The organism is Alistipes sp. UBA1686, assembly GCF_002320215.1.
Classification (GTDB): Bacteria; Bacteroidota; Bacteroidia; order Bacteroidales; family Rikenellaceae; genus Alistipes; species Alistipes onderdonkii.
Genome location: NZ_DCKA01000004.1, coordinates 1 through 23,076, shown reverse-complemented (window position 1 = coordinate 23,076; position 23,076 = coordinate 1). Strand labels below are relative to the sequence as shown.

The 23,076-nt window shown below is 59.5% G+C and carries 21 protein-coding genes; 13 read left to right on the top strand and 8 right to left on the bottom strand.

Annotated features, from left to right (window positions below; translation table 11 throughout):
• Positions 1–72 precede the first annotated feature (72 nt).
• Complete coding sequence (locus B3C38_RS00885; RefSeq protein WP_286724343.1) at positions 73–1,329, bottom strand: aspartate kinase; 1,257 nt, start codon at positions 1,327–1,329, stop codon at positions 73–75.
• A gap of 81 nt (positions 1,330–1,410) precedes the next feature.
• A complete protein-coding gene (locus B3C38_RS00880; protein ID WP_286724340.1) occupies positions 1,411–3,546 on the bottom strand; it encodes a prolyl oligopeptidase family serine peptidase in 2,136 nt (711 codons plus the stop codon).
• Positions 3,547–3,708: 162 nt separating this feature from the next.
• Between B3C38_RS00880 and B3C38_RS00875 the strand changes: the two genes are divergently transcribed.
• From B3C38_RS00875 to B3C38_RS00865, 3 genes are read left to right on the top strand one after another with little or no spacing between them, the layout of a single operon-like run.
• Entirely contained in the window at positions 3,709–4,536 is an 828-nt protein-coding gene (locus B3C38_RS00875; protein WP_055204173.1) for a 2,3,4,5-tetrahydropyridine-2,6-dicarboxylate N-succinyltransferase, read from the top strand.
• Positions 4,537–4,562: 26 nt separating this feature from the next.
• The gene (locus B3C38_RS00870) at positions 4,563–5,633 is read left to right on the top strand and encodes a TlpA disulfide reductase family protein (RefSeq protein ID WP_286724333.1); all 1,071 of its coding nucleotides are present in this window, start codon (positions 4,563–4,565) and stop codon (positions 5,631–5,633) included.
• Position 5,634: 1 nt separating this feature from the next.
• Positions 5,635–6,363: a biotin--[acetyl-CoA-carboxylase] ligase gene (locus B3C38_RS00865; RefSeq protein ID WP_032135336.1), complete on the top strand. Its 729-nt coding sequence runs from the start codon at positions 5,635–5,637 to the stop codon at positions 6,361–6,363.
• 64 nt (positions 6,364–6,427) lie between these two features.
• Here B3C38_RS00865 and B3C38_RS00860 read toward each other — a convergent pair whose 3' ends face one another.
• Both B3C38_RS00860 and B3C38_RS00855 read right to left on the bottom strand, forming a co-directional pair.
• Positions 6,428–7,066 (bottom strand): hypothetical protein, encoded by a 639-nt coding sequence (locus B3C38_RS00860; protein ID WP_022332573.1) that lies wholly within the window; start codon positions 7,064–7,066, stop codon positions 6,428–6,430.
• Positions 7,067–7,069: 3 nt separating this feature from the next.
• Complete coding sequence (locus tag B3C38_RS00855; protein WP_196012338.1) at positions 7,070–8,578, bottom strand: hypothetical protein; 1,509 nt, start codon at positions 8,576–8,578, stop codon at positions 7,070–7,072.
• 193 nt (positions 8,579–8,771) lie between these two features.
• Here B3C38_RS00855 and gcvH point away from each other — a divergent pair, with 193 nt between their 5' ends.
• Together gcvH and mdh are read left to right on the top strand one after the other, a co-directional pair.
• Positions 8,772–9,149 (top strand): glycine cleavage system protein GcvH, encoded by a 378-nt coding sequence (gene gcvH, locus B3C38_RS00850; protein WP_195998587.1) that lies wholly within the window; start codon positions 8,772–8,774, stop codon positions 9,147–9,149.
• Between the two features lie 19 nt (positions 9,150–9,168).
• The gene (gene mdh, locus B3C38_RS00845; protein WP_022332576.1) at positions 9,169–10,110 is read left to right on the top strand and encodes a malate dehydrogenase; all 942 of its coding nucleotides are present in this window, start codon (positions 9,169–9,171) and stop codon (positions 10,108–10,110) included.
• A 167-nt stretch (positions 10,111–10,277) separates the two neighbouring features.
• Here mdh and B3C38_RS00840 read toward each other — a convergent pair whose 3' ends face one another.
• From B3C38_RS00840 to greA, 3 genes are all read right to left on the bottom strand, one after another.
• Positions 10,278–12,581 (bottom strand): TonB-dependent receptor, encoded by a 2,304-nt coding sequence (locus B3C38_RS00840; RefSeq protein WP_141405259.1) that lies wholly within the window; start codon positions 12,579–12,581, stop codon positions 10,278–10,280.
• Between the two features lie 79 nt (positions 12,582–12,660).
• Positions 12,661–12,993: a hypothetical protein gene (locus B3C38_RS00835; RefSeq protein ID WP_022332578.1), complete on the bottom strand. Its 333-nt coding sequence runs from the start codon at positions 12,991–12,993 to the stop codon at positions 12,661–12,663.
• A 144-nt stretch (positions 12,994–13,137) separates the two neighbouring features.
• Positions 13,138–13,614: a transcription elongation factor GreA gene (gene greA, locus B3C38_RS00830; RefSeq protein WP_276656011.1), complete on the bottom strand. Its 477-nt coding sequence runs from the start codon at positions 13,612–13,614 to the stop codon at positions 13,138–13,140.
• A 268-nt stretch (positions 13,615–13,882) separates the two neighbouring features.
• Here greA and cls point away from each other — a divergent pair, with 268 nt between their 5' ends.
• From cls to B3C38_RS00800, 6 genes are all read left to right on the top strand, one after another.
• Positions 13,883–15,247: a cardiolipin synthase gene (gene cls, locus B3C38_RS00825; RefSeq protein WP_286724321.1), complete on the top strand. Its 1,365-nt coding sequence runs from the start codon at positions 13,883–13,885 to the stop codon at positions 15,245–15,247.
• Between the two features lie 315 nt (positions 15,248–15,562).
• Positions 15,563–16,393, top strand: coding sequence for an outer membrane protein assembly factor BamD (locus B3C38_RS00820; protein WP_141405255.1), 831 nt, complete (start codon positions 15,563–15,565; stop codon positions 16,391–16,393).
• Between the two features lie 2 nt (positions 16,394–16,395).
• Positions 16,396–16,722, top strand: a complete 327-nt coding sequence (locus B3C38_RS00815; RefSeq protein ID WP_055204191.1) for a DNA-directed RNA polymerase subunit omega — start codon at positions 16,396–16,398, stop codon at positions 16,720–16,722.
• Between the two features lie 10 nt (positions 16,723–16,732).
• Entirely contained in the window at positions 16,733–17,998 is a 1,266-nt protein-coding gene (gene coaBC / locus B3C38_RS00810) for a bifunctional phosphopantothenoylcysteine decarboxylase/phosphopantothenate--cysteine ligase CoaBC (RefSeq protein ID WP_286724309.1), read from the top strand.
• Between the two features lie 8 nt (positions 17,999–18,006).
• A complete protein-coding gene (gene recN / locus B3C38_RS00805) occupies positions 18,007–19,650 on the top strand; it encodes a DNA repair protein RecN (protein WP_286724307.1) in 1,644 nt (547 codons plus the stop codon).
• A gap of 89 nt (positions 19,651–19,739) precedes the next feature.
• Positions 19,740–20,327 (top strand): phosphoglycerate mutase family protein, encoded by a 588-nt coding sequence (locus tag B3C38_RS00800; protein ID WP_286724305.1) that lies wholly within the window; start codon positions 19,740–19,742, stop codon positions 20,325–20,327.
• A gap of 228 nt (positions 20,328–20,555) precedes the next feature.
• Here the strand turns inward: B3C38_RS00800 and B3C38_RS00795 are convergent, their stop codons facing one another.
• Positions 20,556–21,584, bottom strand: a complete 1,029-nt coding sequence (locus B3C38_RS00795) for a hypothetical protein (protein WP_256166511.1) — start codon at positions 21,582–21,584, stop codon at positions 20,556–20,558.
• 857 nt (positions 21,585–22,441) lie between these two features.
• On the opposite strand from B3C38_RS00795, the gene B3C38_RS00790 reads away from it, so the two are divergent.
• Together B3C38_RS00790 and B3C38_RS00785 are read left to right on the top strand one after the other, a co-directional pair.
• Complete coding sequence (locus B3C38_RS00790; RefSeq protein ID WP_026076620.1) at positions 22,442–22,726, top strand: helix-turn-helix domain-containing protein; 285 nt, start codon at positions 22,442–22,444, stop codon at positions 22,724–22,726.
• 1 nt (position 22,727) lies between these two features.
• A complete protein-coding gene (locus B3C38_RS00785; protein WP_009598243.1) occupies positions 22,728–23,024 on the top strand; it encodes a helix-turn-helix domain-containing protein in 297 nt (98 codons plus the stop codon).
• The last annotated feature ends 52 nt before the right edge of the window (positions 23,025–23,076 follow it).

Sequence of the window (23,076 nt, the reverse complement as noted above, 5' to 3'; positions counted from 1 at the left end):
AGCGGCCCCGCGGGGCCGCTTCCGGTTTTATACAGGCACGGCGCATCCGCCGTTCCCCGTCCGATCCCGCCGCTAACTGCGCTTGCGCACCACGCGCACGGTGGACTGCGTCGCCTGCCGCACGAACACCTGCGGGCCGCGGGCGTACTTGCGCCACAGTTCGTCGGTATAGCCGCGCACGGTCAGCAACTCCATGTTCTCGGCCTTCATCACGTCGAAGCCCGCCTCGCGCAGCGCCTCGATCGCCTCGTCGATATGCCACGAATTATCGACGCACAGGCTCAGGTTCACGGCCGAGTTGTGGATCAGGTTGGTCTTGATGCGGAAACGCTCCAGCAGCGAGAAGATCGTGGCGAACTTCTCCTCCAGCACGAACGAAAAATCGCGGGAGCGGATCGTGAGCAGCACCTGGTCTTTCTTGAGGATCAGGATCGGCACGACGACCGGCGCCGACATGCCGCGGATCACGGTGCCCGGCTTGCGTTTGTCGCCGAAGGGACGCACGTAGAGCGGGATATTCTTGTTCTGCAGCGGCTTGATCGTCTTGGGATGGATGATCTGCGCGCCGCTGTATGCCAGTTCGATGGTATCGAGGTAGTTCAGCTCGGCAATCTGCTCGGCGTCGGGGAAAATCTTGGGGTCGGCATTCAGCACGCCGTCCACATCCTTCCACACCGACATCGACTCGGCGTCGAGGATGTTCGCCACCACGGCCGCCGAGTAGTCCGAGCCTTCGCGGCCGAGCGTCGTGGTCGTCCCGTCGGGTGCCCCGCCGATAAAGCCCTGCCCGATGAAGATGTTCTCGACGCACTCGGCCAGTGCGTTTTTCAGCAGCGGCTCCGAAGCTTCGAGGTCGACCCCCGCATCCTTGTGGCGCTGTTCCGTGAGGAAGCAGCGGCGCATGTCGATCCAGCGGTTCGCCACCCCGGCATAATTGAGGTATTCCGAAATGATGGTCGTCGACACCAGCTCGCCGAACGCCACAATCGTATCGTACCACAGTTCGGCATCCCCGGGCTTGTAGACCGTACCGACAGCCACGCGCTCCAGTTCGTCGAACAGGGCATCGACCTTCTCCAGCCGCTTGGGGCCGTGCCACAGGTCGCCGATGATCCCGGCATGGTACTCGCGCAGTGCCGCGACATGCTCCAGCGAAAGATTCTTGTCGCCCTTCTGCACCCCTTCGAACACCTTTTCGAGCGCATTGGTCGTTTTGCCCATGGCCGAAACAATGATGAAGAGGTTTTGCTCATCGTCGATAATCTTGCGCAGGTTGCGCACCCCGTCGGCATTCCTCACCGACGCACCTCCGAATTTATAGACTTTCATTATACCTTATTTTACTAACCTGACTAAAAATCGGCCGGTGCCTTCCATGGCCAGTGAAGGCAGCCGGCAATATACCGAAAACTACTTCGCAACGGGTTTATAAGGCACCCCGATGTTCTGGAACAGGAACGCATAGGTGTCCGCCTCCTCGTCGATACGCTTCGAAGTGGGTTTGCCTGCGCCGTGCCCGGCCTTCGACTCGATGCGGATCAGGATCGGGGCGTCGCCCGCCTGGCAATGCTGCATCTGGGCGGTGAACTTGAACGAGTGCGCCGGGACGACGCGGTCGTCGTGGTCGGCGGTCGTCACGAGCGTCGCAGGGTACTGCACGCCCTCGCGGATATTGTGCAGGGGCGAATACTTATAGATGTAGTCGAACTGTTCCTCGTTTTCGCTCGAGCCGTACTCCACGGCCCAGCCCCAGCCGATCGTGAATTTGTGGTAACGCAGCATGTCCATCACCCCGACAGCCGGCAGGCAGACGGCATAGAGGTCGGGGCGCTGCACCTCGCAGGCGCCGACCAGCAGTCCGCCGTTCGAACCGCCCGCGATGGCGAGTTTGTCCTTCGAGGTATACTTGTTGGCGATCAGGTACTCGGCCGCCGCGATGAAATCATCGAAGACGTTCTGTTTGTTCTCCAGCATCCCGGCCTTGTGCCAGGCCTCGCCGTACTCCGAGCCGCCGCGCAGGTTCGCTTCGCAGAAGACGCCGCCCTGCTCGACAAACATGATGGCCGAGGGACGGAAACCGGGCGTGCGGTTGATCTGGAACCCGCCGTAGGCATAGAGGTAGCACGGATTCTTGCCGTCGAGCTTCAGATCCTTGCGGTGCGTGATGAACATCGGCACCTTCGTGCCGTCCTTCGAGGTGTAGAACACCTGCTCGGTGGTGAACAGCGCGGGATCGAAATTCACTTCCGGGGCCTTGAACAGCGTCGATTCGCCCGAGGCGACATCGTACCTGTAAATCGTGGCGGGAGCCGTGTATCCGGACACCGAATAATAGATTTCGGCAGCCTCGTCCTCGCCTTTGAACCCCGAGGCGGTGCAGATGCCCGGCAGTGCGACATCGCGCACCGGCCGGCCGTCGAAGCCGTACTGAACGACCTTGCTCTGCGCATCCTGCAAATAAGAGGCGAAGAAGTATCCCCCGGCGGCGGTCACATTTTCGAGCAGGCTCTTTTCATTTTCCGGAATGACCGCCGTTACGCCCGAAGGGGCGTTCAGGTCGACCTTCATCAGCGCATAGTTCGACGCGTCCTTGTTCGTTATGTAATAGAGCTGGTCGTCACGGCACTCGACGAGCGCGTAATCGGCCTCGAAGCCCGGCAGCAGCGTGCGGAATTTCGGCTCGGAAACTTTCTTATAAAGTATCTCGGTTCCCGACGTACCCTCCGAAGCGGAGATGAAGAGCCATTTGCCGTCCTTCGAGGGCCATGCCGAGAAGTAACGCAGCGGATGTTCGGCATCCTTATAAATCAGCTTGTCAGCCGACTGCGGCGTACCGAGGCGGTGGTAATAGACTTTCTGGAACTGGTTCTGCGAAGAGAACACTCCTTTTTCAGGAGCGTCGTAAGCGCTGTAATAGAAACCTTTGGAATCGGGCGCCCACTCGGCGCCGGAGAACTTGACCCAGTTGATCTTATCGGTCGTGAACGTGCGGTCGGCGGTGTTCATCACACGAATCTCCACCCAGTCCGAGCCGGATTCGGCCACCGCGCAGGCGCAGTATTTCCCGTCCTTGGAAAAAGCCACCGACGAAAGCGCCACCGTCCCGTCGTCCGAGAGCGTATTGGGATCGAGGAACACCTCGCCCTCCGCACCGGGAGCCGTCGTACGGTAGAGCACCGACTGGTTCCGCAGCCCGTCGTTGTAGAAATAGTACCACGCATCGCCGTGTTTGGCCGGGATGCCCTCCTTGGGGTAATTCCACAACTGGGTCAGCCGCCCGCGGATCGCGTCGCGGAACGGAATCTGCGACAGGTAATCCTGCGTCACGGCATTCTGGGCCTTGACCCATGCCGCCGTCGCCTCCGAATTGTCGTCTTCCAGCCAACGGTAGGGGTCGGCGACCTTCGTCCCGAAATAGTCGTCCGCCACGTCGGTGCGCTGCGTCTCGGGGTAGGGCATGTGTTTTATCTGCTTCATGTGGTTGCAACTTGCCATCATCGCCGCCGCGCCCGCCAGGGCCACGGCCTTGCGTGTCAATTTCATCATAGCATTCCGGAGTTTGGGTGAATATCGTGGCAAAGTTAGGAAAAAATAAGAAACCACACACATTTTTCCCCTTACCGGCCTGCAAAAGGGTTATTTTTCACCCTACAAGCCGGGAAACCGAAGTTTTTGCGTAACTTTGGCTTGCAAAAACAACCGAAAATCATGTACAGCGAACTCAAAAAGATAATCGAACAGGCCTGGGAAAACCGGGAACTGCTCAGCGAAGAACCCGTACGGCAGGCCGTGCGGCAAGTCGTGGAACTGGTGGACAAAGGACAACTGCGCACGGCGGAGCCCGTCGACCCGGCCAAAAGCGAATGGAAAGTCAACGAGTGGGTCAAAAAGGCCGTCATCCTCTATTTCCCGATCCAGCCCATGCGCAAGATGCAGGCCGGGGAACTGGAGTGGTACGACAAGATGGAGGTCAAGCACGGCTACGAGGAGCTGGGCGTGCGCGTCGTACCGCACGCCGTGGCGCGCTACGGCGCCTACATCGCCCCGGGTGCGATCCTCATGCCGTCGTACGTCAACATCGGCGCCTATGTCGACACGGGCACGATGGTCGACACGTGGGCCACGGTAGGCTCCTGCGCCCAGATCGGCAGGCACGTCCACCTATCGGGCGGCGTGGGCATCGGCGGCGTACTGGAACCCGTGCAGGCCGCCCCGGTCATCATCGAGGACAACTGCTTCATCGGCTCGCGTTCGATCGTGGTCGAGGGGGCGCATGTCTGCCGCGAGGCGGTGCTCGGCTCGAACACCGTCATCACCGGCTCGACGCACATCATCGACGTCACGGGGCCGGAGCCCGTCACCTACAAGGGTTACGTGCCGCCGCGTTCGGTGGTCGTCCCGGGCAGCTACCGCAAACAGTTCCCCGCGGGCGAATACAGCATCACCTGCGCGCTGATCATCGGCCAGCGCAAGGAGTCCACCGACAAGAAAACCTCGCTCAACGACGCCCTGCGCGACTTCGGCGTATCGGTATAACCCCCGGTCTGCGAACCGCCCCCCCCATGAAAAAGACACTGTTCCTGCTGACTGCCTCGGCACTGCTGTCCGGATGCCGCCCGACAGGCTTCCGCTATACCCTTACGGGACATATCGAGGGGCTGAACGACTCGGTCGCACTGGTCGAATCCGTCACGAAAGACACGCTCGCCGTGCTTCCCGCCCCCGACGGCTCGTTCCGTTACAAGGGGCGCTACGACGAACCGACGGCAGCCGCCCTCGTGCGTAAAAACGGACAAACCGCCGCGGTGCTCTATATCGAGCCGGGCAATATCCGCATCGAGGGACGCCTGAATGCCGAGGAGTCCAGCAACCACGACAAAATCGAGTACTATCCCTCCGGCACCCCGGCCAACGACGCTTTCGGGGCGCACCTGCGATTCGTGAACCGGGCGCTGCATGCCTACAATTTCGAAGACCACGACCAGGCCTACCGCGCCGCGCTGCTCGACAGCCTGATCGGTTCCTCGGCGCGCAACCTCGCGGCCAACACCGACAATATCTTCGGAGTGGCGATGGTCGACGGCGTTATCCATTACGACAAGGACATTTCGCGGGCCCGGGTCGATTCGATCGTCAGCCTCTTCCCGCCTCACCTGCGCACCTGCCGGCTGATGAAACGCCCCCTCGAACATATCGAGCGCGTGCTCCGGTCGCGGGAACTCGCCCGATACGTGGATTTCACGGCGAACGACGCCAGCGGCAACCCGGTCACGTTAAGCCAGGTCATGAAACGCAGCCGCTACCTCCTGCTCGACTTCTGGTTCGCCGACTGCGTGCCCTGCCGCAGCGAGATGCCGCATATCAGGACTGCCTACGAGGCCTATCACGACAAGGGATTCGAAGTCGTCGGGCTGTCGACGGACAAAGACGCCGGGGCATGGAAAAAAGCCATCGCCGAAGACGGGATGGCGTGGATTAACCTGACGGACGCCGACAGGCGTGTCTGCGACCTCTACTCCGTCACCAAATTCCCGACCAACTACCTGATCGACTGTTCGACGGGCGAAGTCGTCGCCCGCGAACTGCGGGGCAAGGCGCTCGCAGAAACCCTCGGAGAACTTTTCAAGCAATAACATGATTTACCGCATCGCAGAAACCACCTCGACCAACGACGACGCCAAGCGGCCGGAATACCGCCACGGCGACATCGTCTGGGCCGAACGGCAGACCGCCGGGCGCGGGCAGCGGGGGCATTCGTGGACGAGCCCCGAAGGCGAGAACCTCACCTTCACGCTGGTGCTCGAACCCGTGTTCCTGCCCGTCGGCGAACAGTTCCTGCTCTCCGAAGCCGTCACGCTGGCGCTTACGGACACCTTCGCCGCCTTCGGCATCGACGCCCGCATCAAATGGACGAACGACATCTATGTCGGCGACAAAAAACTGGTCGGCATCCTCATCGAACACAGCTATTCGGGCCCGACCCTCGCGCGGACGATCGCGGGCATCGGCATCAACGTCAACCAGCGTGCGTTCGACCCCGCACTGCCCAACCCCGTGTCGATGGCGGTCGCCAGCGGCCGCACGTTCGACCGCCGCGAGGTGCTCGAATCCTTCCATGCCTGCTGCATGGGCCGCTACGACCAGCTCGTACGGGGCGAAAAGGCGGCCTTGCAGGAAGAGTACCGGAAGCGCATGTACCGGCTGGGCGAAACACACCCTTACCGCCGCCCCGACGGCACGCTCGTCGAGGCCGTCCTCGAAGGCGTACGCCCCTCGGGCGAGCTGATCCTGCGCCACGCCGACGGCACGCGGCACGCATACCTCTTCCGGGAGATCGAATTCGTGATCGCCGGGAAAAGCTGAATTGCCATAATCATTAGAATCGATCGCAAAACTCCCGGAGGGCCGCACGCTCGAAAAGGCAACGTCAATTCCACGGAGCAGGTTTCAACTCTTCATCCCCGGGATTGCGGGGCCCTGTCGGCACCGTCAAGTCCGGAATTTCAGGTTCCGATGACGGATATTGAAGGCGTATCTTCGAAAAGTTGACAAAACTCATCCCATGCATAAACTGCAATTTCCGGCCGAAAAGATTAACGTCCCATTTCACATATCGCTTGAGATTCTTTTCCAGCAATGCGAATTTGGATGGCGGAATAGCCAACATACAAGGAACATAATCTATTGTAAACGAAACTTCTTCCGTAACACCCGCTGGTGAAATGACATAACCTATTGTAAGAACGGCTTCTGCATCTGTTCGCAACAGTTCATACTCCTCCCGCGTAAAAGTCTCTGTAAAAGCCTTTTCCACACATCCGGGGATCGTATTCGCAACGGCGTATTCTTCGAATTCCGGTTCGATAGGGCTGCCATCCTTATAAACTTCCGGTGCATTTTCCCGGGTATTGGTTATATTGGCCAAAGATAGAATTACGCCCTGGTAGACAGAAGCCAAAAATGTAATCCCGTCTGCAGTAATACGATCCCGGCCCGTATAGTAATCCTGAGCGGAAACAGTTGATCCAAGCCCCAAAATAATAATGATGCTAAACACTCTTTTCATATGCTATTCATTTTTATATTCCGGACAATCCTCCATCATTTTCATTAAAACATCGACGTTCACAGCATCCTCGGAAAAAGGATATAGCGTAACATCCGCGTATGAACGGCTCATACTCCTTAGCAAGGACGCGGCATTCCGATATTCTTCTCGAAAATTATCACTTTTTATATTTCCGGCCATAATATATTTACTCAAAGTTCCAAATATCCGTCGCCCCTCGCCTTCACTGATATATTTACTGACTCCGTTCATATTCCCGATTTTCAACCGATACATATACCAGCACAGTTTGGCCTCGATCTCGTTATTGAGCCGCATGCCCCTGTACTCTTCGGGGGTTTTGCCCGAACATTGGTGCGTATGGAAAAGCTCTTCGAGCAAAGTGATATCGTCGAGCCGAGACCCCATCCTGATCTCGAAATCGTCCCATACGGTACCGCCTTCGAAAGTATAGGCAGTCGGGATCATCACCGAACTTCCGAAAAAACCGGTGCGGATCGTTACATTCCCCCGGATCGAACCGATAATCTTCCCGGCCATGCAATCCTGGCGCAACGAATCCAGCAACGGTTCCAGTTTTTCCCTGCTGTCGGAAGCAAGCATTATATTTTCATTTTCCCGATAACGGGTGTTGGCCGGACTTCCCGGATTAGAGGAGGCACCGCCACCGCCGCCACCGCTGCCCGAAGGGCCCCGATCCTCTTCGGTAGGCTTGACGGGATCCGTATCCGAACGCTCATATTTGATATGGTTTACAGGGCGCTTGGCAGAAACCACAACCGCCTCTATACCGCCGCCGTCAACCGGCTCGCTTTTCTCTGACTCCGCCTCCGCACGTGTCACCGCTGTTTCCCGGCTGCACACGACACTCAGGCCATCCAGCATTTCGCCCAGGCGGGCAGTATTTTCCGCCTGTGTCCGCGACTTATCGTAAAGGAACGCTTCAGCCTGGCATGCTCCTCCGGCATAACGAACCGCATGAACCGGAAATCCGTCGAGCGAGGTGTAAACCGCCAGCCCGGTGAAATCCCCCTTGGAGCCGCTGTTGAGCAGCCTGTCGTAGTCGTCGGCCGTGCGCCCCGCGGCATAGTCCGGATCGGGAACATAAAAACGCAGATAGCTGCTCATGACACCGCTGCGGGAATCCTTTACGACGACCAGTTTGTGGTAGATCGGGGTAAAACGCGGTTCGCCGTACTCGTCGATCCGATAACGAAAATAGCGGAACTCGCCCCGGACAGGCACATCGGTACTGGAAAGCACTTCCCCGGCCGAGACCGTCGCCAGCGACCAGTCGGGCATATAAGTCCCGAGCGTCAGCGTCCCCTCTTCACTCCCGGCTCTGGTCGGTGCCGCAACACGCTCGAAATAGCGGCGTGCCTCGGCCACGGACATAGTTTCCGGATTTCCGGCCTGCGCGGTATCATTCGCCGCATGATCGGAACAGGCCGAAAGGGCATACAGGACAACAGTACATCCTGCGGCAATCAAATAGGATCGTTTTTTCATAGGCTGTGGTTTCAGGGTTTCCGTCGTGACGTAAGTTGTTTTAAAATTAACAAATATTTACGACATCCCAAAAACTTCGGATACCCTTACGGTTATTGAGTTAAAAATATAACATAAATCCTTGCTGTTACGGAAATAACAGTTATATTTGCAATGAAAAAACCGCATTTGAATTTTAAACGATAACCACACCATGAACGTACCCGCAAATCTGAAATACTCGAACGACCACGAGTGGTGCCGCGTCGAGGGCGACACGGCCGTAATCGGCATCACCGACTTCGCACAGAGCCAATTGGGCGACATCGTCTTCGTAGACGTGCCGACCGTAGGCGAAACCCTCGCCGCGGGCGAAGTATTCGGCTCGATCGAAGCCGTAAAAACCGTGAGCGACGCATTCCTGCCCATCGGCGGCGAGATCCTCGAATTCAACGACGCCGTGGACGCCGACCCCGCCATCGTCAACAAGGACGCATACGGCGAAGGCTGGCTCATCAAGGTCAGGATGTCCGACCCGGCCGAGTACGACGCACTGCTGAGCGCCGCGGATTACGAAAAGCTGATAGGCTAAACACAAAAAATAAAAAGCTATGTCTAAAGTTACAGTAGTAGGTGCAGGTGCCGTAGGCGCAACCTGCGCAAATGTGATGGCTTGCCGCGAAGTTGCGAGCGAAGTCGTCCTGATCGACATCAAGGAAGGTCTTTCGGAAGGCAAGATGCTGGACATGTACCAGTGCTCGACGCTGATGGATTTCGACACCAAGCTCGTGGGCGTCACCAACGACTATAAGCAGACCGCCAATTCGGACGTGGTAGTCATCACCTCGGGTATTCCCCGCAAGCCGGGCATGACGCGCGAGGAGCTGATAGGCACCAACGCCAACATCATGAAGGGCGTGATCGAGAACGTAGTGAAATATTCGCCCCGCGCCATTATCATCGTGGTCGCCAACCCGATGGATACGCTGACCTATCTGGCGCTCAAGGCGTCGGGCCTTCCGAAGAACCGCATCATCGGCATGGGCGGCGCACTCGACTCGTCGCGTTTCAAGTGCTACCTGGCCAAGGCTACGGGCGCCAACATCAACAACGTCGACGGCATGGTCATCGGCGGCCACGGCGACACGACGATGATTCCGCTCGTCTCGAAGGCCACCGTCAACGGCGTACCCGTTTCGCAGTTCGCATCGAAGAAAAAACTCGATGAGGCCGTAGCCAACACGATGGTGGGCGGCGCGACGCTGACCAAACTCATCGGCACGTCGGCCTGGTATGCCCCGGGAGCCGCTTCGGCCATGATGGTCGAGGCGATCCTCAACGACCAGAAGAAAATGGTTCCTTGTTCGTGCTACCTCGAAGGCGAATACGGACAGTCGGACATCTGCATCGGCGTACCGGCGATCATCGGCCGCAAGGGCATCGAGAAGATCGTGAAGATCGACCTTTCGAAAGAAGAGGCCGAGAAATTCGCAGCTTCGGCCGACGCAGTCCGCAAGACCAACAACGTGCTCCACGAAATCAAGGCGATTTAATTCCGCGCTGCGACAGATACGAAAGAAAAACGTCCCGGATTTCGGGACGTTTTTCGTATCCGGGATCGGGAGCCGCGAAAAAAGCGCATGCAGCTATGCTGCATGCGCTTTTTCGTATTCCCTTCGGGACGCCGGACGGCCTCCTTTGGGGCATCCCTCTTTGCGGATCAGAAACTGAACTTCGCACCGACGAACCAGCTGCGGGGCAGCGACGGGCCGTAGATGTAGCCCGAATCGCGGTCTACGCCCTTGTCGAAATCCTTCTGGTAGGCGTTGAACAGGTTCTGCACGCCACCGTAAAGCTGCATGGTTATCTCCTTGTAAATCCGCACGTCGTACGACAGGCGAATATTCATGTCGAAGAACGACGGGGTCGAGACGGCCACGTCCTGCGCGACGCCCGACCCGGCCATGTGCTGCACCAGCATCGACCCGGTGCAGGTTCCCGACAGGTCGGCCGTGAAATTCCGCACCGGTTTGAACGACGCGGTGAAATAGCCGTAGGCATCGGGCGTGCGGAACATCCGGCGCACAGGCGGCACCTCTGCGTCCTCGCTCCAGAATTCGGGCTCCTTGTAACGGCTCTGCTGAAGCGTCACGCCCGCCTGCAACTCGAACCAGCGGGTAAAGGCCGCGCGCCCCTCGACATTGAAGCCGCGCACCGTGGCCCCCGAACCGTTGTAGCGTTCCTTGACCTTACCGCCGTCGGCCGCATCGTCCATGTCGCGCAGCGCGAACACATCGTCGAGGATCGTATAGAACCCCTCGACCAGCAGGTTGGTCTGCACTTTCCCGAACGTATGGTAAAGGTCGGCCGAGAGGCTCACGCTGTGCGAGCGCTCCTCCCTCAGGTCATCCGCCAGCCGGATGCGCACCCGCTTACCGCCCACGATGGCGATGTGCATATCCTCATCGAACGCCTGCGGGGCCCGGTAGCCCCCGGCGTAGCTCACGCGCAGGTTCACCGCTTCCGACGGGTTGAAACGCACGTTGACGCGCGGGCTGAAAATCACATGGTCTACGAGGTTGTGCTTGTCGAGGCGGCCGCCGACAAGCAGCGACCACTTCCTGGTCTTCCACTCGTTCTGCAGATAGGCACCCACGATATGCACCGTCTGGTCGGTGTGGATATCATAGCCGATCGAACGGTCGCCCAGGTCGTCGTAACTGTACTCCGTACCGAAGGTCAGTTCCGAGGGCATGAACAGCAGCTTCCTGAACTCGTGGATATACTGCATCCCCGCCGCTACGGTCAGGTCGTGCGTCGTCCCGTAGGCATCGGGATCCTGTTTGCTGCCGTAGTAGCTCTTGCGCGCCGTATTCTGAAACGAGGCATAGGCATTGAAGCGGTTGCGGCGGTCGGGCGACGAGATGTCGAACGAAAGGCTGCCCCCGTCGATCGAATGGTCGATCTGCTCGGCGATCAGCGCCTCGTGGGGCGGCCGGTCGAGCATGTCGCCCCCGCGGCGGAATTCGTTGATATGGTGGTACTGCGCCGTGATGCGCGAATAGGCGCCCGTACGGAAGAACGTACGCATGCCCACCGACTGGCTGTTGATGACGGGCACTTCGGTGAAGCCGTCGCCGTCGTGGTCGTAGCCCGAACGGTGGCGGCTCTGGCCGAAGACGCAAAGCCCCGCCCGGCCGCTCTCGGTGACGAGCGAAGCATTGAGCATCGTATTGTTGTCATAGGAATTGCTGCCGCCGATCGAAGTGAGCGTATGCGACATCTGCGCCGAATTGCGCGAAGGCTCCTTCGTAATGACGTTGATCGTGCCGCCGATGGCCGACGACCCGAACAGCGCCGAGCCGCCGCCGCGCAGCACCTCGACCCGCTCGATCATGTTGGCCGGGATCTGTTCCAGGCCGTATACGCCCGTCAGGGCCGAGAATACCGGGTGCGAATCGACCAGGATCTGCGAATAATGGCCGTCGAGGCCGTTGATGCGCACCTGCGTGAAGCCGCAGTTCTGGCAGTCGTCCTCGACACGCACGCCGGGCTGGAACGACAGCCCCTGTGCCAGGCACGAGGCATTGGTCTTCTCGAACAACCCGGCGTCCAGCACGCTCACCAGCGCAGGCGCCTCCCGGCGCAGCCGGGCGGAACGGCTGGCCGATACGACCACCTCGTCCATCGAAATGCCGCTCTGCACCACCTCGAAATTCAGTTCGGCCGTCTGCCCGCGCCTGAGTGTCACCTGCTGCGTCTGCGAGGCATAACCCAACGCGCGGACTTCGAGCGTCAGCGCGCCCTCGGGCAGGTTTTTCAGGAAATAATGCCCCGAAGCGTCGGTCGTGGTGCCGAATGCCGTGCCCGTCACGGCGATGGTCGCATAGGGAATATGTTCATGCGTGTCGCGGTCGACCACATGGCCGAAGATATTGGCGTCGGTACTTTTCTTCGGCGCCTCGACACCAAGTACCAGTACACACCGGCACATGACGAGTGCCAGCAAAATATATTTTTTCATTGCTTGTCAGATAATAAATAGTATGGGCCGGGCTGCATGCACCCGGAATATGAATCAGGAAAATGGAGGGGATCGCCGGTTACGCGACAGGGGGCGCACGCAGCGAAATGCCCGACGCCTGCTCATAGAGTTTGCAGCGGGTTGCCTCGGGCAGCAGCACGGCCAGCATCTCTGCATAGAACGAGTGCACGGTCGGCGCGATGTCGAGGTAGGGGAAGAAATAGAAATCGTCGATGATACACCTGTCGACGATGATCGTATGGGCACCGTTGTCGGGCACCAGATCGCCGCAGTGCGCGGAGAAATGCGCATGGTCTTCGTTGTAGATATGCACCTTCTGCCCCGCGTAGGCCGCGAGCAGAACCAACAGCAGCAAAGCCGCATACAGTCTTTTGGGTGCGTAGCGTATCATCTTTCCGAGCCAAAGATAGCAATAAAAAAGGGCCGTTCAAAACGGCCCTGCAAAAATACCCTAAAATGGGGATATATGTCGTGTCCACGTACCCGGATGCCGGGAGGCGGACGATGGGCGCCGCCACCCTGCGGATCGGGCGCCTCAGATGCTGATGTCGAGGATCTCGAAATGGATCGTCCCGGCAGGCACCTCCACGTCGATGCGGTCGCCTTTCTTGTGCCCCAGCAATGCCTTGGCGATGGGCGTACCGATCGCCAGCTTGCCTTCGCGCAGGTTGGCCTCGTGCTCGGCGACGATCGTGTAGGCCACCTCTTTCTTGGTGTTGTGGTTCAGCAGCGACACTTTGCTCAGTATCTGCACCTTGCTCTTGTCGATCTTCGACTCGTCGATCACGCGGGCATTAGCGAGCGAATCCTCCAGCTTGGCGATACGCATCTCCAGCAGACCCTGCGCCTCACGGGCGGCGTCGTACTCCGCGTTCTCCGAAAGGTCACCCTTGTCGCGCGCTTCGGCAATAGCCGCCGATATCGCCGGACGCTCGACGGAACGCATGTGGTCGAGCTCATCCTTGAGTTTTTTGTAACCCTCCGCTGTCAGATAAATAATCTCTTTTGCCATAATATTAAACGAGTCCGACGCACTTGAATTTCATAACGCTGCGAAAGATTCCGAACATGGGGCCCGTCGAACTCACATTAGGCATCCGCAGATGCCCGTCCCACATCCAAAATCCTCCTGTATTCCCCTTTGCGGCGGGGGAACCCTGTAAAACAAACAACGTAAAAAAAATAAGAATCCTGACCGGTGAAGGCCAGAACCCTGTTTCCATTGTATACAGCAAAGATAAAAAGTTATTTTCTAATTTCCAAATCTTTTTTCGCGGCGCATGGCACGGAGTATGCGTCTCGCGCGGGATATGTATATCGTACTCCTGCTCCACTTAGCCTGGGCGCTCATGGCCGTCCCCGTCGTCACGCGCCAGCAACGCGTCCCCGCCTCGGCAGCGACCTGGCTGGCGCTGATCCTGCTGCTGCCCGTCGCCGGCACGCTGCTCTACATACTGGCCGGCTACCGCCGCAACGGCCCCACGGCGGATTGCCCCGCCTGCCGCGGCGACCGCCTCGAACAGATCATCGCCCACGGATGCGGCACACGCCCGACCCGGTACAACCGCGTCGGGCTGCTCCACAACGGCAACAACGCCTTCACGGCACTGATCGCCTCGCTGCAACGGGCCACGCGCTCGATCCACATGGAGTACTACATCATCCGAGACGACCGCATCGGGCGCACCATCGCCGAAATACTGATCCGCAAAGCCCGCGCGGGGCTCGAGGTGCGGGTGATCTACGATGCCGTCGGCTCGTGGCGCCTGAGCCGCAAGACACTGCGCCGCATGCACGACGCGGGGGTCGAGACTGCGGCTTTCGAACCGGTTCGCTTCCCGTGGTTCACCACGCGCGTCACGCACCGCAACCACCGCAAGATAGTGGTCACCGACGGCAAGGTCGCCTACCTGGGCGGCATAAACATCGCCAAATACTACCTCGACGGGGATTACATGGGTAAATGGCGCGACGAACACCTGCGCGTGGAGGGCGACGCCGTGGCCGACCTGCAACGGCTCTTCATCGCCGACTGGGCGCGCGTACGCGGCGAATACCTCGACAGCCGCCGCTACATCGCCCCGCACGGCATCCGGCGGCAGCTGCCGATCCAGCTGGCCTGGGCCGAGGAGGGGCCCTCGCGGCTGACCATCGCCGACGCCTTTGCCTCGGCCATCGTCCGGGCGCACCGCACCGTACGCATCTCCTCGCCCTATTTCCTGCCCCCTGCCATGTTGCTCGACGCGCTCCGGCTGGCAGCGCGCGGCGGGGTGCGGGTACAGGTGATGATCCCCTCGTGCAGCGACTCGCCGTTCACCGACCTGATTTCCGACTCCTACATCGGCGACCTGCTCGACGCCGGGGTCGAACTCTACCGCTACGACAACGGCTTCCTGCACGCCAAGCTGCTGATCGTCGACGAGGATACCGCCTCGGTCGGCACGGCGAACATGGATTACCGCAGCCTGCTGGACAACCTCGAAGTCACGGCTTTCATCCGCGACCGGAGCGTCGTGCGGGCACTCTCGGCCACCTACGACGACGACCTGGCCTCGTGCCGCCGGATCGCGCGGGAAACATGGCGGCCCGCGGCGTGGCGGCGCACATTGGGCGACGCGCTGCGGCTGGTCTCGCCCCTGATGTAGCGCAAGCCGCGGATCGGCATTTCCGCACCGGGCCCGGCGCGCAGCCCCCCTGATTTCCGTAATTTTTCCCTCTCGCCGCCTGTCTGCCCCCACCGCCGGGCAGAGGCTCCCCTCCGTCCGCCACCGGCGCCGGAAGCACCTCCGGCCACGGATTCGGATGCCGCCGTGCGGCATCCCGGGTGGCCCGCAGGCCTCCCGCCCGGGCGGGAGCGGGAAATACGGCGCGGCACCTTATTGTTACGCACAATAATTTTTTTTGGAAATCGTTAATTTATGCGTAACTTTGCGCGATAAAGCGCCGTAAAAGATTTATCAATGAAGCAGACTTTTTTATACGCCGTGTGCGGGGTGATTCTGGTCACCGCATTTAGCGGATGCGCAGGCATCAACTCCCTGCTCAAAAGCGGACAACCCGAACTGATTTACAGCAAGGCGCTGGAGTACTACCAGAAAGAGAAGTGGTCGCGTGCCTCGACGCTCTTCGAGGGCGTCCAGCACTACTACATCGGCACGCCGCGCGAAGACAGCGTCTCGTTCTTCAACGCCCGCTGCAAGTTCAAGAACCGCGACTATGACACCGCCTCGGCCCTGTTCGACGATTTCCGCCGCAAGTTCGGCCGCAGCGCCTTCATCGAAGACGCCGAAGGCATGTACGCACTCTGCTTCTACTACCTCTCGCCCGGCCCCTCGCGCGACCAGACGATGACCGGGCAGGCACTGATCGCCATCAACGAGTTCATGTCGCGCTACCCTCACAGCGACCGCGTCGAGGATTTCAAGCAGATCAACGGCGAACTGACGCAGCGCCTGCACGACAAGTCCTACCTGAACGCATACACCTACTATAAGATAGGCCGCTACAAATCGGCCATCGTATCGCTGAAAAATGCGCTCAAACAATTCCCGGACAGCAATCACCGCGAAGAGATCATGTACATGATCGTGGACGCCAGCTACCGCTTCGCCAACAACTCGATCGCCAACAAGCAGACCGACCGCTATCTCTCGATGCTCGACTCCTACCTCTCGTTCAAGGAGGAGTTCCCCGAATCGAAATACACCAAGGAGGTCGACCGCATGGCCAAGCACGCACGGGACTACCTCGACCGCAACAAGAAGGACGAAGACAAAGACAACAACATATAACAATGGAAATCAAGAAGAACATCCCCAACAACACCATCACGCGCAAGCTGGTGGATCTGGACAAGGAAACGGGCAACATCTACGAAACGGTGAACATCATCGCCCGCCGTGCCAACCAGATCTCGACCGAACTGAAGACCGAGCTCAGCCGCAAGCTCGCCGACTTCTCTTCGCCGACGGACACCATGGAGGAGACCTTCGAGAACCGCGAGCAGATCGAAATCTCGCGCTACTACGAACGCCTGCCCAAGCCTGCGATCATCGCCACCGAGGAGTTCCTCGACGGCGAACTCTTCTACAAAGAGAACAAAGAGGCCAAGGAGTCCTAACGATACCGCCATGAATTTGCAGGGAGGTGGCATACAGGGCCCCGGCGCAGGCACTGCCTGTCCGGCCGAAGGATTGGCCGGACGGCACATACTGCTGGGCATCACGGGAAGCATAGCGGCCTACAAGGCGGCTGTGCTCTGTCGTTTATTGAGGACGGCGGGCGCCGAGGTGCGTGTCGTGATGACCCCGCTGGCCAAGCAGTTCATCACCCCGCTGACGATGGCCACGCTCTCCAGGAACCCGATCCTCGTGGAGTTCTTCGACCCCGAGAACGGGGCCTGGAATTCCCATGTCTCGCTCGGCGAGTGGGCAGACTGCTACCTGATCGCCCCCGCCACGGCCAATACGCTGGCCAAAATGGCATGCGGCATCGCCGACAACCTGCTGCTGACGACCTACCTCTCGGCCCGCTGCCCGGTGGTCGTCGCCCCCGCCATGGATCTGGACATGTACGCCCACCCCACGACCCAGGAGAACCTGCGCCGGCTGGCCGGACACGGCGTGCGGATCGCCGAACCCGCCGAAGGGGAGCTCGCCAGCGGGCTCACGGGCAAGGGACGCATGGCCGAACCTGCGGAAATCGCCGCTTATGTCGGCACCCTCCTCGCCGCGGAAAACCCCGAAAAAAAAAAGCACCTGTCCGGTAAACACTTCGTCGTAACGGCAGGCGCCACGATCGAAGCCATCGACCCCGTGCGGTTCATCTCGAACCACTCGTCGGGCAAAATGGGCTACGCCATCGCCGGAGCGCTGGCCGCACGCGGTGCGCAGGTGACCCTCGTCACGGGGCGCACGTCGCTGCCGACTCCTCCGGGCGTGGAGCGCGTGGACGTGCTCTCTGCCGCCGAGATGTACGACGCCGCGACCGGGGCTTTCGACGGCGCCGACGGCGCTGTCATGTGCGCCGCCGTGGCGGACTATACGCCCGACGCGGTTTCGCAGACCAAGCTCAAGAAGGGCGAGGGCGAAATGCACATCACCCTGCGCCGTACGCGCGACATCGCCGCAGAGCTGGGAGCCGCCAAAGGCGGCCGCCTGCTGGTCGGCTTTGCCCTCGAAACACACGACGAACAGGCCAACGCCGAGGCAAAGCTCGCGCGAAAGAACTTCGATTTCATCGTCCTCAACTCGCTGCGCGACGCCGGCGCGGGATTTCGCGGCGACACCAACAAGGTGACCTTCATCGACCGCAACGGCCGCGAGCCGCTGCCCCTGATGCCGAAGAGCGAAGTAGCCGGACGTATCGTCGACAAAATCGAATCACTGTTAAAATAAAGACCGCCATGTTACGCCGTCTGTCGGTTGAGAACTACGTGCTTATCGACAAGCTCGAAATGGAGCTGGATCCCCACCTGAACATCATCACGGGTGAAACGGGAGCCGGCAAATCCATCCTGCTCGGTGCCCTCGGCCTGCTGCTGGGCGCCAAGAACGATGGCTCGGCCATGAAGGACGCCGCACGCAACTGCGTGGTCGAAGGCACCTTCGACCTCTCGGGGCGCGACATGGAGGCTTTCTTCGCCGGGAACGACCTCGACTATGCGCCGGAGACTACCGTAACGCGCATGATAACTCCGGCCGGCAAGAGCCGCGCCTTCATCAACGACCTCCCGGTGCAGCTGGCGCAGCTGCGCGAATTCGGCACCCGCCTGATCGACATCCACTCGCAACATCAGAACCTGATCCTCTCCTCGGAAGAGTTCCGCACCTCGGCACTCGACACCGTGGCCGGGAACGGGGAACTGCTCGCACAATATACCGCGCAGTATACGCGGCTTACGGAACTGCGGCGCCGGCTCGCCGCCCTGCGCGAAGCCGCCGCCGGCGGACGCCGCGACGAGGAGTGGCTCCGCTTCCAGAGCGAAGAACTCACGGCTGCCAACCTGCGCGAAGGGGAACAGGCCGCCATCGAGGAAGAACTGGCCGTACTGGAGAACGCCGACCGCATCGGCGAGGTGCTCACTACGCTCCGCAACGCCCTCGATGCCGACGAAACTGGGGTGCTCACGCTCCTGAAAAATTCCGAGAACGACCTGACACGCATCCGCGAACATTTCCCCGCGGCCGGGGAATACGCCGCACGCCTGCACTCCGTACTCGAGGAGCTGAAGGACATCGACAACGCCGTAGCCTCCGACAGCGAACGCCTCGACGCCGACCCCGAACGGCTGGCCAAACTCGCCGCACGCCTCGACGCCCTCTACGCCCTGCAACAAAAGCACCGCGTCGCCTCCGAAGCGGAGCTGATCGCAGCCCGCGACCGCTATGCCGCACAGCTCGCCGCCATCGTACACGGCGACGAAGAGATCGCAGCGGCTGAAAAAGAACTGGACGCGGCCGCACAGAAGGCCGGCGCGCTGGCCGACAGGCTGCACAAGGCACGCGCAAAAGCCGCCCCGGCCTTCGAAAAACAGATACTGGCGACGCTCGCGCAGCTGGGCATGCCCGAAACCGTATTCCGAGTGGCGCTCACCCCGCTCCCCGACCTCGGGCGCACGGGAGGCGACGGCGTGGCGTTCCTCTTCTCGGCCAACCGCAACGCGACGCCCCAGAGTGTCGAGCGTATCGCTTCGGGCGGTGAGCTCTCGCGTGTCATGCTGGCGCTCAAGGCCCTGCTTGCCCGGCGGATGCAGTTGCCGACGGTCATCTTCGACGAGATCGACACGGGCGTCTCCGGGCGCATCGCCGACGCCATGGGCGAGATCATCGAATCACTCTCCGCGACGTTGCAGGTCGTGGACATCACCCACCTGCCGCAGGTGGCGTCGAAAGGCGCAGCCCATTTCGTGGTCTACAAACGCGACGGGCGCACCGACATCACGCGCCTGACGGACGAGGAGCGCATCACCGAGATCGCCAAGATGCTCTCCGGCAGCCGCATCACCGATGCCGCCATAGCCCAGGCACGCATTCTGCTGGGCAAATAACCGCACACGCAACTACCCGCCGGCCAGAACGAACCTTTTGTCCGGCGCACTTTATGAACTCCGTATATTAACCCCGAATTTACCGCACGATGAATGAATTGACGAAGATCGCGGCCGCCAACCAGCAGCGCGCCCGCGAGGTTATCCGCGACTCCGGGCTCGAAGCCGCATGGCGCTCCGTCGGTGCCGAACCCAATCTGGTCGGATCGCTCCGCACGGGACTGCTGATGACGCACCGCGACATCGACTTCCACATCTACTCCTCGCCGCTGCGCCTTGCGGACAGCTTCGCCGCCATGGCACGCCTGGCCGAAAACAACCGCATCCGCAGCATCACCTTCAACAACCTGCTCGACGCCCCCGACCAATGCCTCGAATGGCATGCCTGGTATGCCGATGCCGACGCCCAGTTATGGCAGATCGACATGATCCACATGCCGAAAGGTTCGGCCTACGACGGCTATTTCGAACGGGTAGCCGACCGCATCGCCGCCGTGCTGACCGACCGGACGCGCGAAACGATCCTCCGGCTCAAATACGAAACCCCGGAGGCGGAGAAGATCATGGGTATCGAATACTACCAGGCCGTACTGCGCGATGGCGTGGGTACCTATGCGGAATTCGAAGCCTGGCGCGCCGCCCACCCCGTGACGGGGATTCTGGAGTGGATGCCCTGACAAAAAGTGGAGCCCCGTCCTACAAGGGAAGGATCGAACAGGGCCGGCAATGGCGCAACACACGCCGCCAGTATCGGGCATTCAACACCGTGCATCAGGCAATCCGGCATCCCCGGGGCACGCAGCGCATGACAACAAGCCCGCACATAAAAAAAAGCAACCCCGCAGGGTTGCTTTTTTCAATCGGCGACGGCACCGCAGCCCGCCTCGGCCGCTATCGGCACGGGCTCAGTCAGCCCGGTATTTCCTGTTGGTGACGTCGATCGTCCGGGCTTCGAACAGCCCCAGGTCGGCGGCAGGGCAAGCATTCGCAGGGACATTTCTGCCATCGTAAATATCGGCAAAATCATAGCTGCTGTCCGTAGTCAGCCAGTTCCACAGCTCGGGATAAACCTCCTTGATATGCACCGATTCGCGCGGATAGTTGAACCAGTCGAACCCGCAGAGGTAGCCGCCGTTCTCGTCGACATACTCCGTCCCCGTGGCGGTGATCACCAGCCCGTAGGGCAATTTGTCCTTGTCGAACGAATCGTTCAGGTAGGCAGTCGACAAGGCATAGAGTTCCACGCCGTTATCCACCTCGATATACCACTCAACGCGCATCGGGCCGTTCCCTTCGATCTTCGACACGTCCCAGTTGCGGATCGTCGACCCCAGGTACTCCCCGACCTTGATATTGACCTTGTCGTAGGTGTTGAGCGTCCCTTCCATCGACTTGAAATACTGCGACCTGCAATCGGCACCGTCGGGGGTGATCAACCCCTTGAAGACACGCTTGCCGCCCTTGTAAACGACACATCCCAGTTTGATGGATTTCGTCGACCCCAACGCCACGGGCTGTACGCCGAACCCGAAGATATTCTGCCGGGTCTGGTACAACACATGGATGACCAGGTCGTTGTAATCGTAATCCCCGCGCCTGGAGTCCTCGAAACATACTACCTGGAACAACTGCGATTTGTTGCCTGCGAAATTGGGGTACTCATCGCGCGGGACGAACGTCGTCGTCAGCCCCTCGTCCGAACGGGTCAGGGTCATCCGCGGCACCCAGATCGTCATGGGGCTTTCGGCCTCGGCCAGCGTCACCCCGTATGCCTTCACTACGGTGATGCAACCTTCTTTCACGGGGACATCGTACGTGCGGGCCGTCTGGTAATGGTCGATGTCCACATCCAAGGGGCTGCCGGGACGGACATCGTTCTTCTCGATGCAGGAGACGGCCAGGAAGGCCAGCATTAAGATGGTAATTTTCTTCATTGTGGGTGTGTTAGATTAATAAAATGGTTCCGCATCTCCCGTTGCACCTCTTCCCCACTCCTGGGAACCGATTATTTTGCTCGGACAAAGTTAGATATTCCCGCCTCAAATACCAAACAAATCAGCCAAAAACGCACTCAATACAGCCCAATTTCATTTTCAAGGGCCGCCTGCCGCACCGGCAGGACCTGAGGCTGTAATTTTCGCATTCGGCCTGCCGGTCATGGCAATGGCCTATCGCATCGACGGCATTTCGGACTGCCACACACCCGGCTCATGGCTCCCGGGCGCATGAGCGACAAAGACGCAGCCGACACTACAAGCCCGGGCAATTCGCCGGGGCACAGATCGGCTCGGCCGGCATATGATAGATGCCGAACCGCAAATGTGCGGACAGGAATAGCCCTGCGGCCAACGAAGTACCCGCCGCCCCGGACGGAACCCCTCCCGGCCAACCGCCCGCGGCGCCGGAGAATGCCGCTTCGACCGCTTCGCGGCAAAACAAAAACCGGAGCCTCAGCGGGGTTCCGGGGATTTACAAAGCAATGCTGTAACTGAATAAGTTACGGCGTTGTTTTTTTATGAGGTAATGATTTAGAAACGCAAGTTTTGAATAAACTTACATCGAGGTTCATCCTGTCAAACAACTCTATACAAATATACGAAATATCTGATAAAAAAGCAAATAGGATTTTTATCACCTTATTTGCCGATTTATGGCGGACATCAGCGTCACCGCGGATCATTTTTTCCTTTGAGCGGACTGGAACGGTCTGGAGCGGACATGGGAATCGTTTTCTGAAGACTTGGATTATCTTGCACATCCTTAACGCAGAAATCACCTAAACCCAACAATTATGGATTGCGTCCTTATGGAAACGAGCGCCTATAAAGAGATGCAGGCGCACCTTCAACGTCTTCTGGAGCGAGTGTCTGCGCTCCATTCCCTCTCCGCCCAACCGACAACTGTCCGGTGGCTTACGGCTGAGGAGGTCTGCAAGGCCTTGAGCATCACCAAGCGAGCCTTGCAATACTATCGCTCCGCCGGCATCATCCCCTATACGGCCTTAGGCAATAAAGTATTGTTCCGGGACGACGACATCCGGCAACTTCTGGAAAAGAACCTGATAAAAAGCCTGTAGCATGACCGAAGAGATCATCACCCGCGACAGCGCCGCGTTCAAGGAACTGCGTCGCGACATCGTCAAAGCCATCCGTGCCGTCGATATTCTGATCGACACGCACCGCCCGACCATCGGAAATGAATTGTACCTGACCAGTGAGGAGATTTGCAGCATCTTCAGCATCTCGAAACGCTCCTTGCAGAATTACCGGGACAACCGCCAAATTCCTTATACTACTCTTGGTGGAAAGATTCTTTATCCGCAGTCATCGCTTTATAAACTGCTGGAACAGCATTATATGAAAGCGCAGCGCTGATGCGGTCTGTGAAAAGGGGAAGATCACTTGATGTGCACCCCAAAGTTTGGAC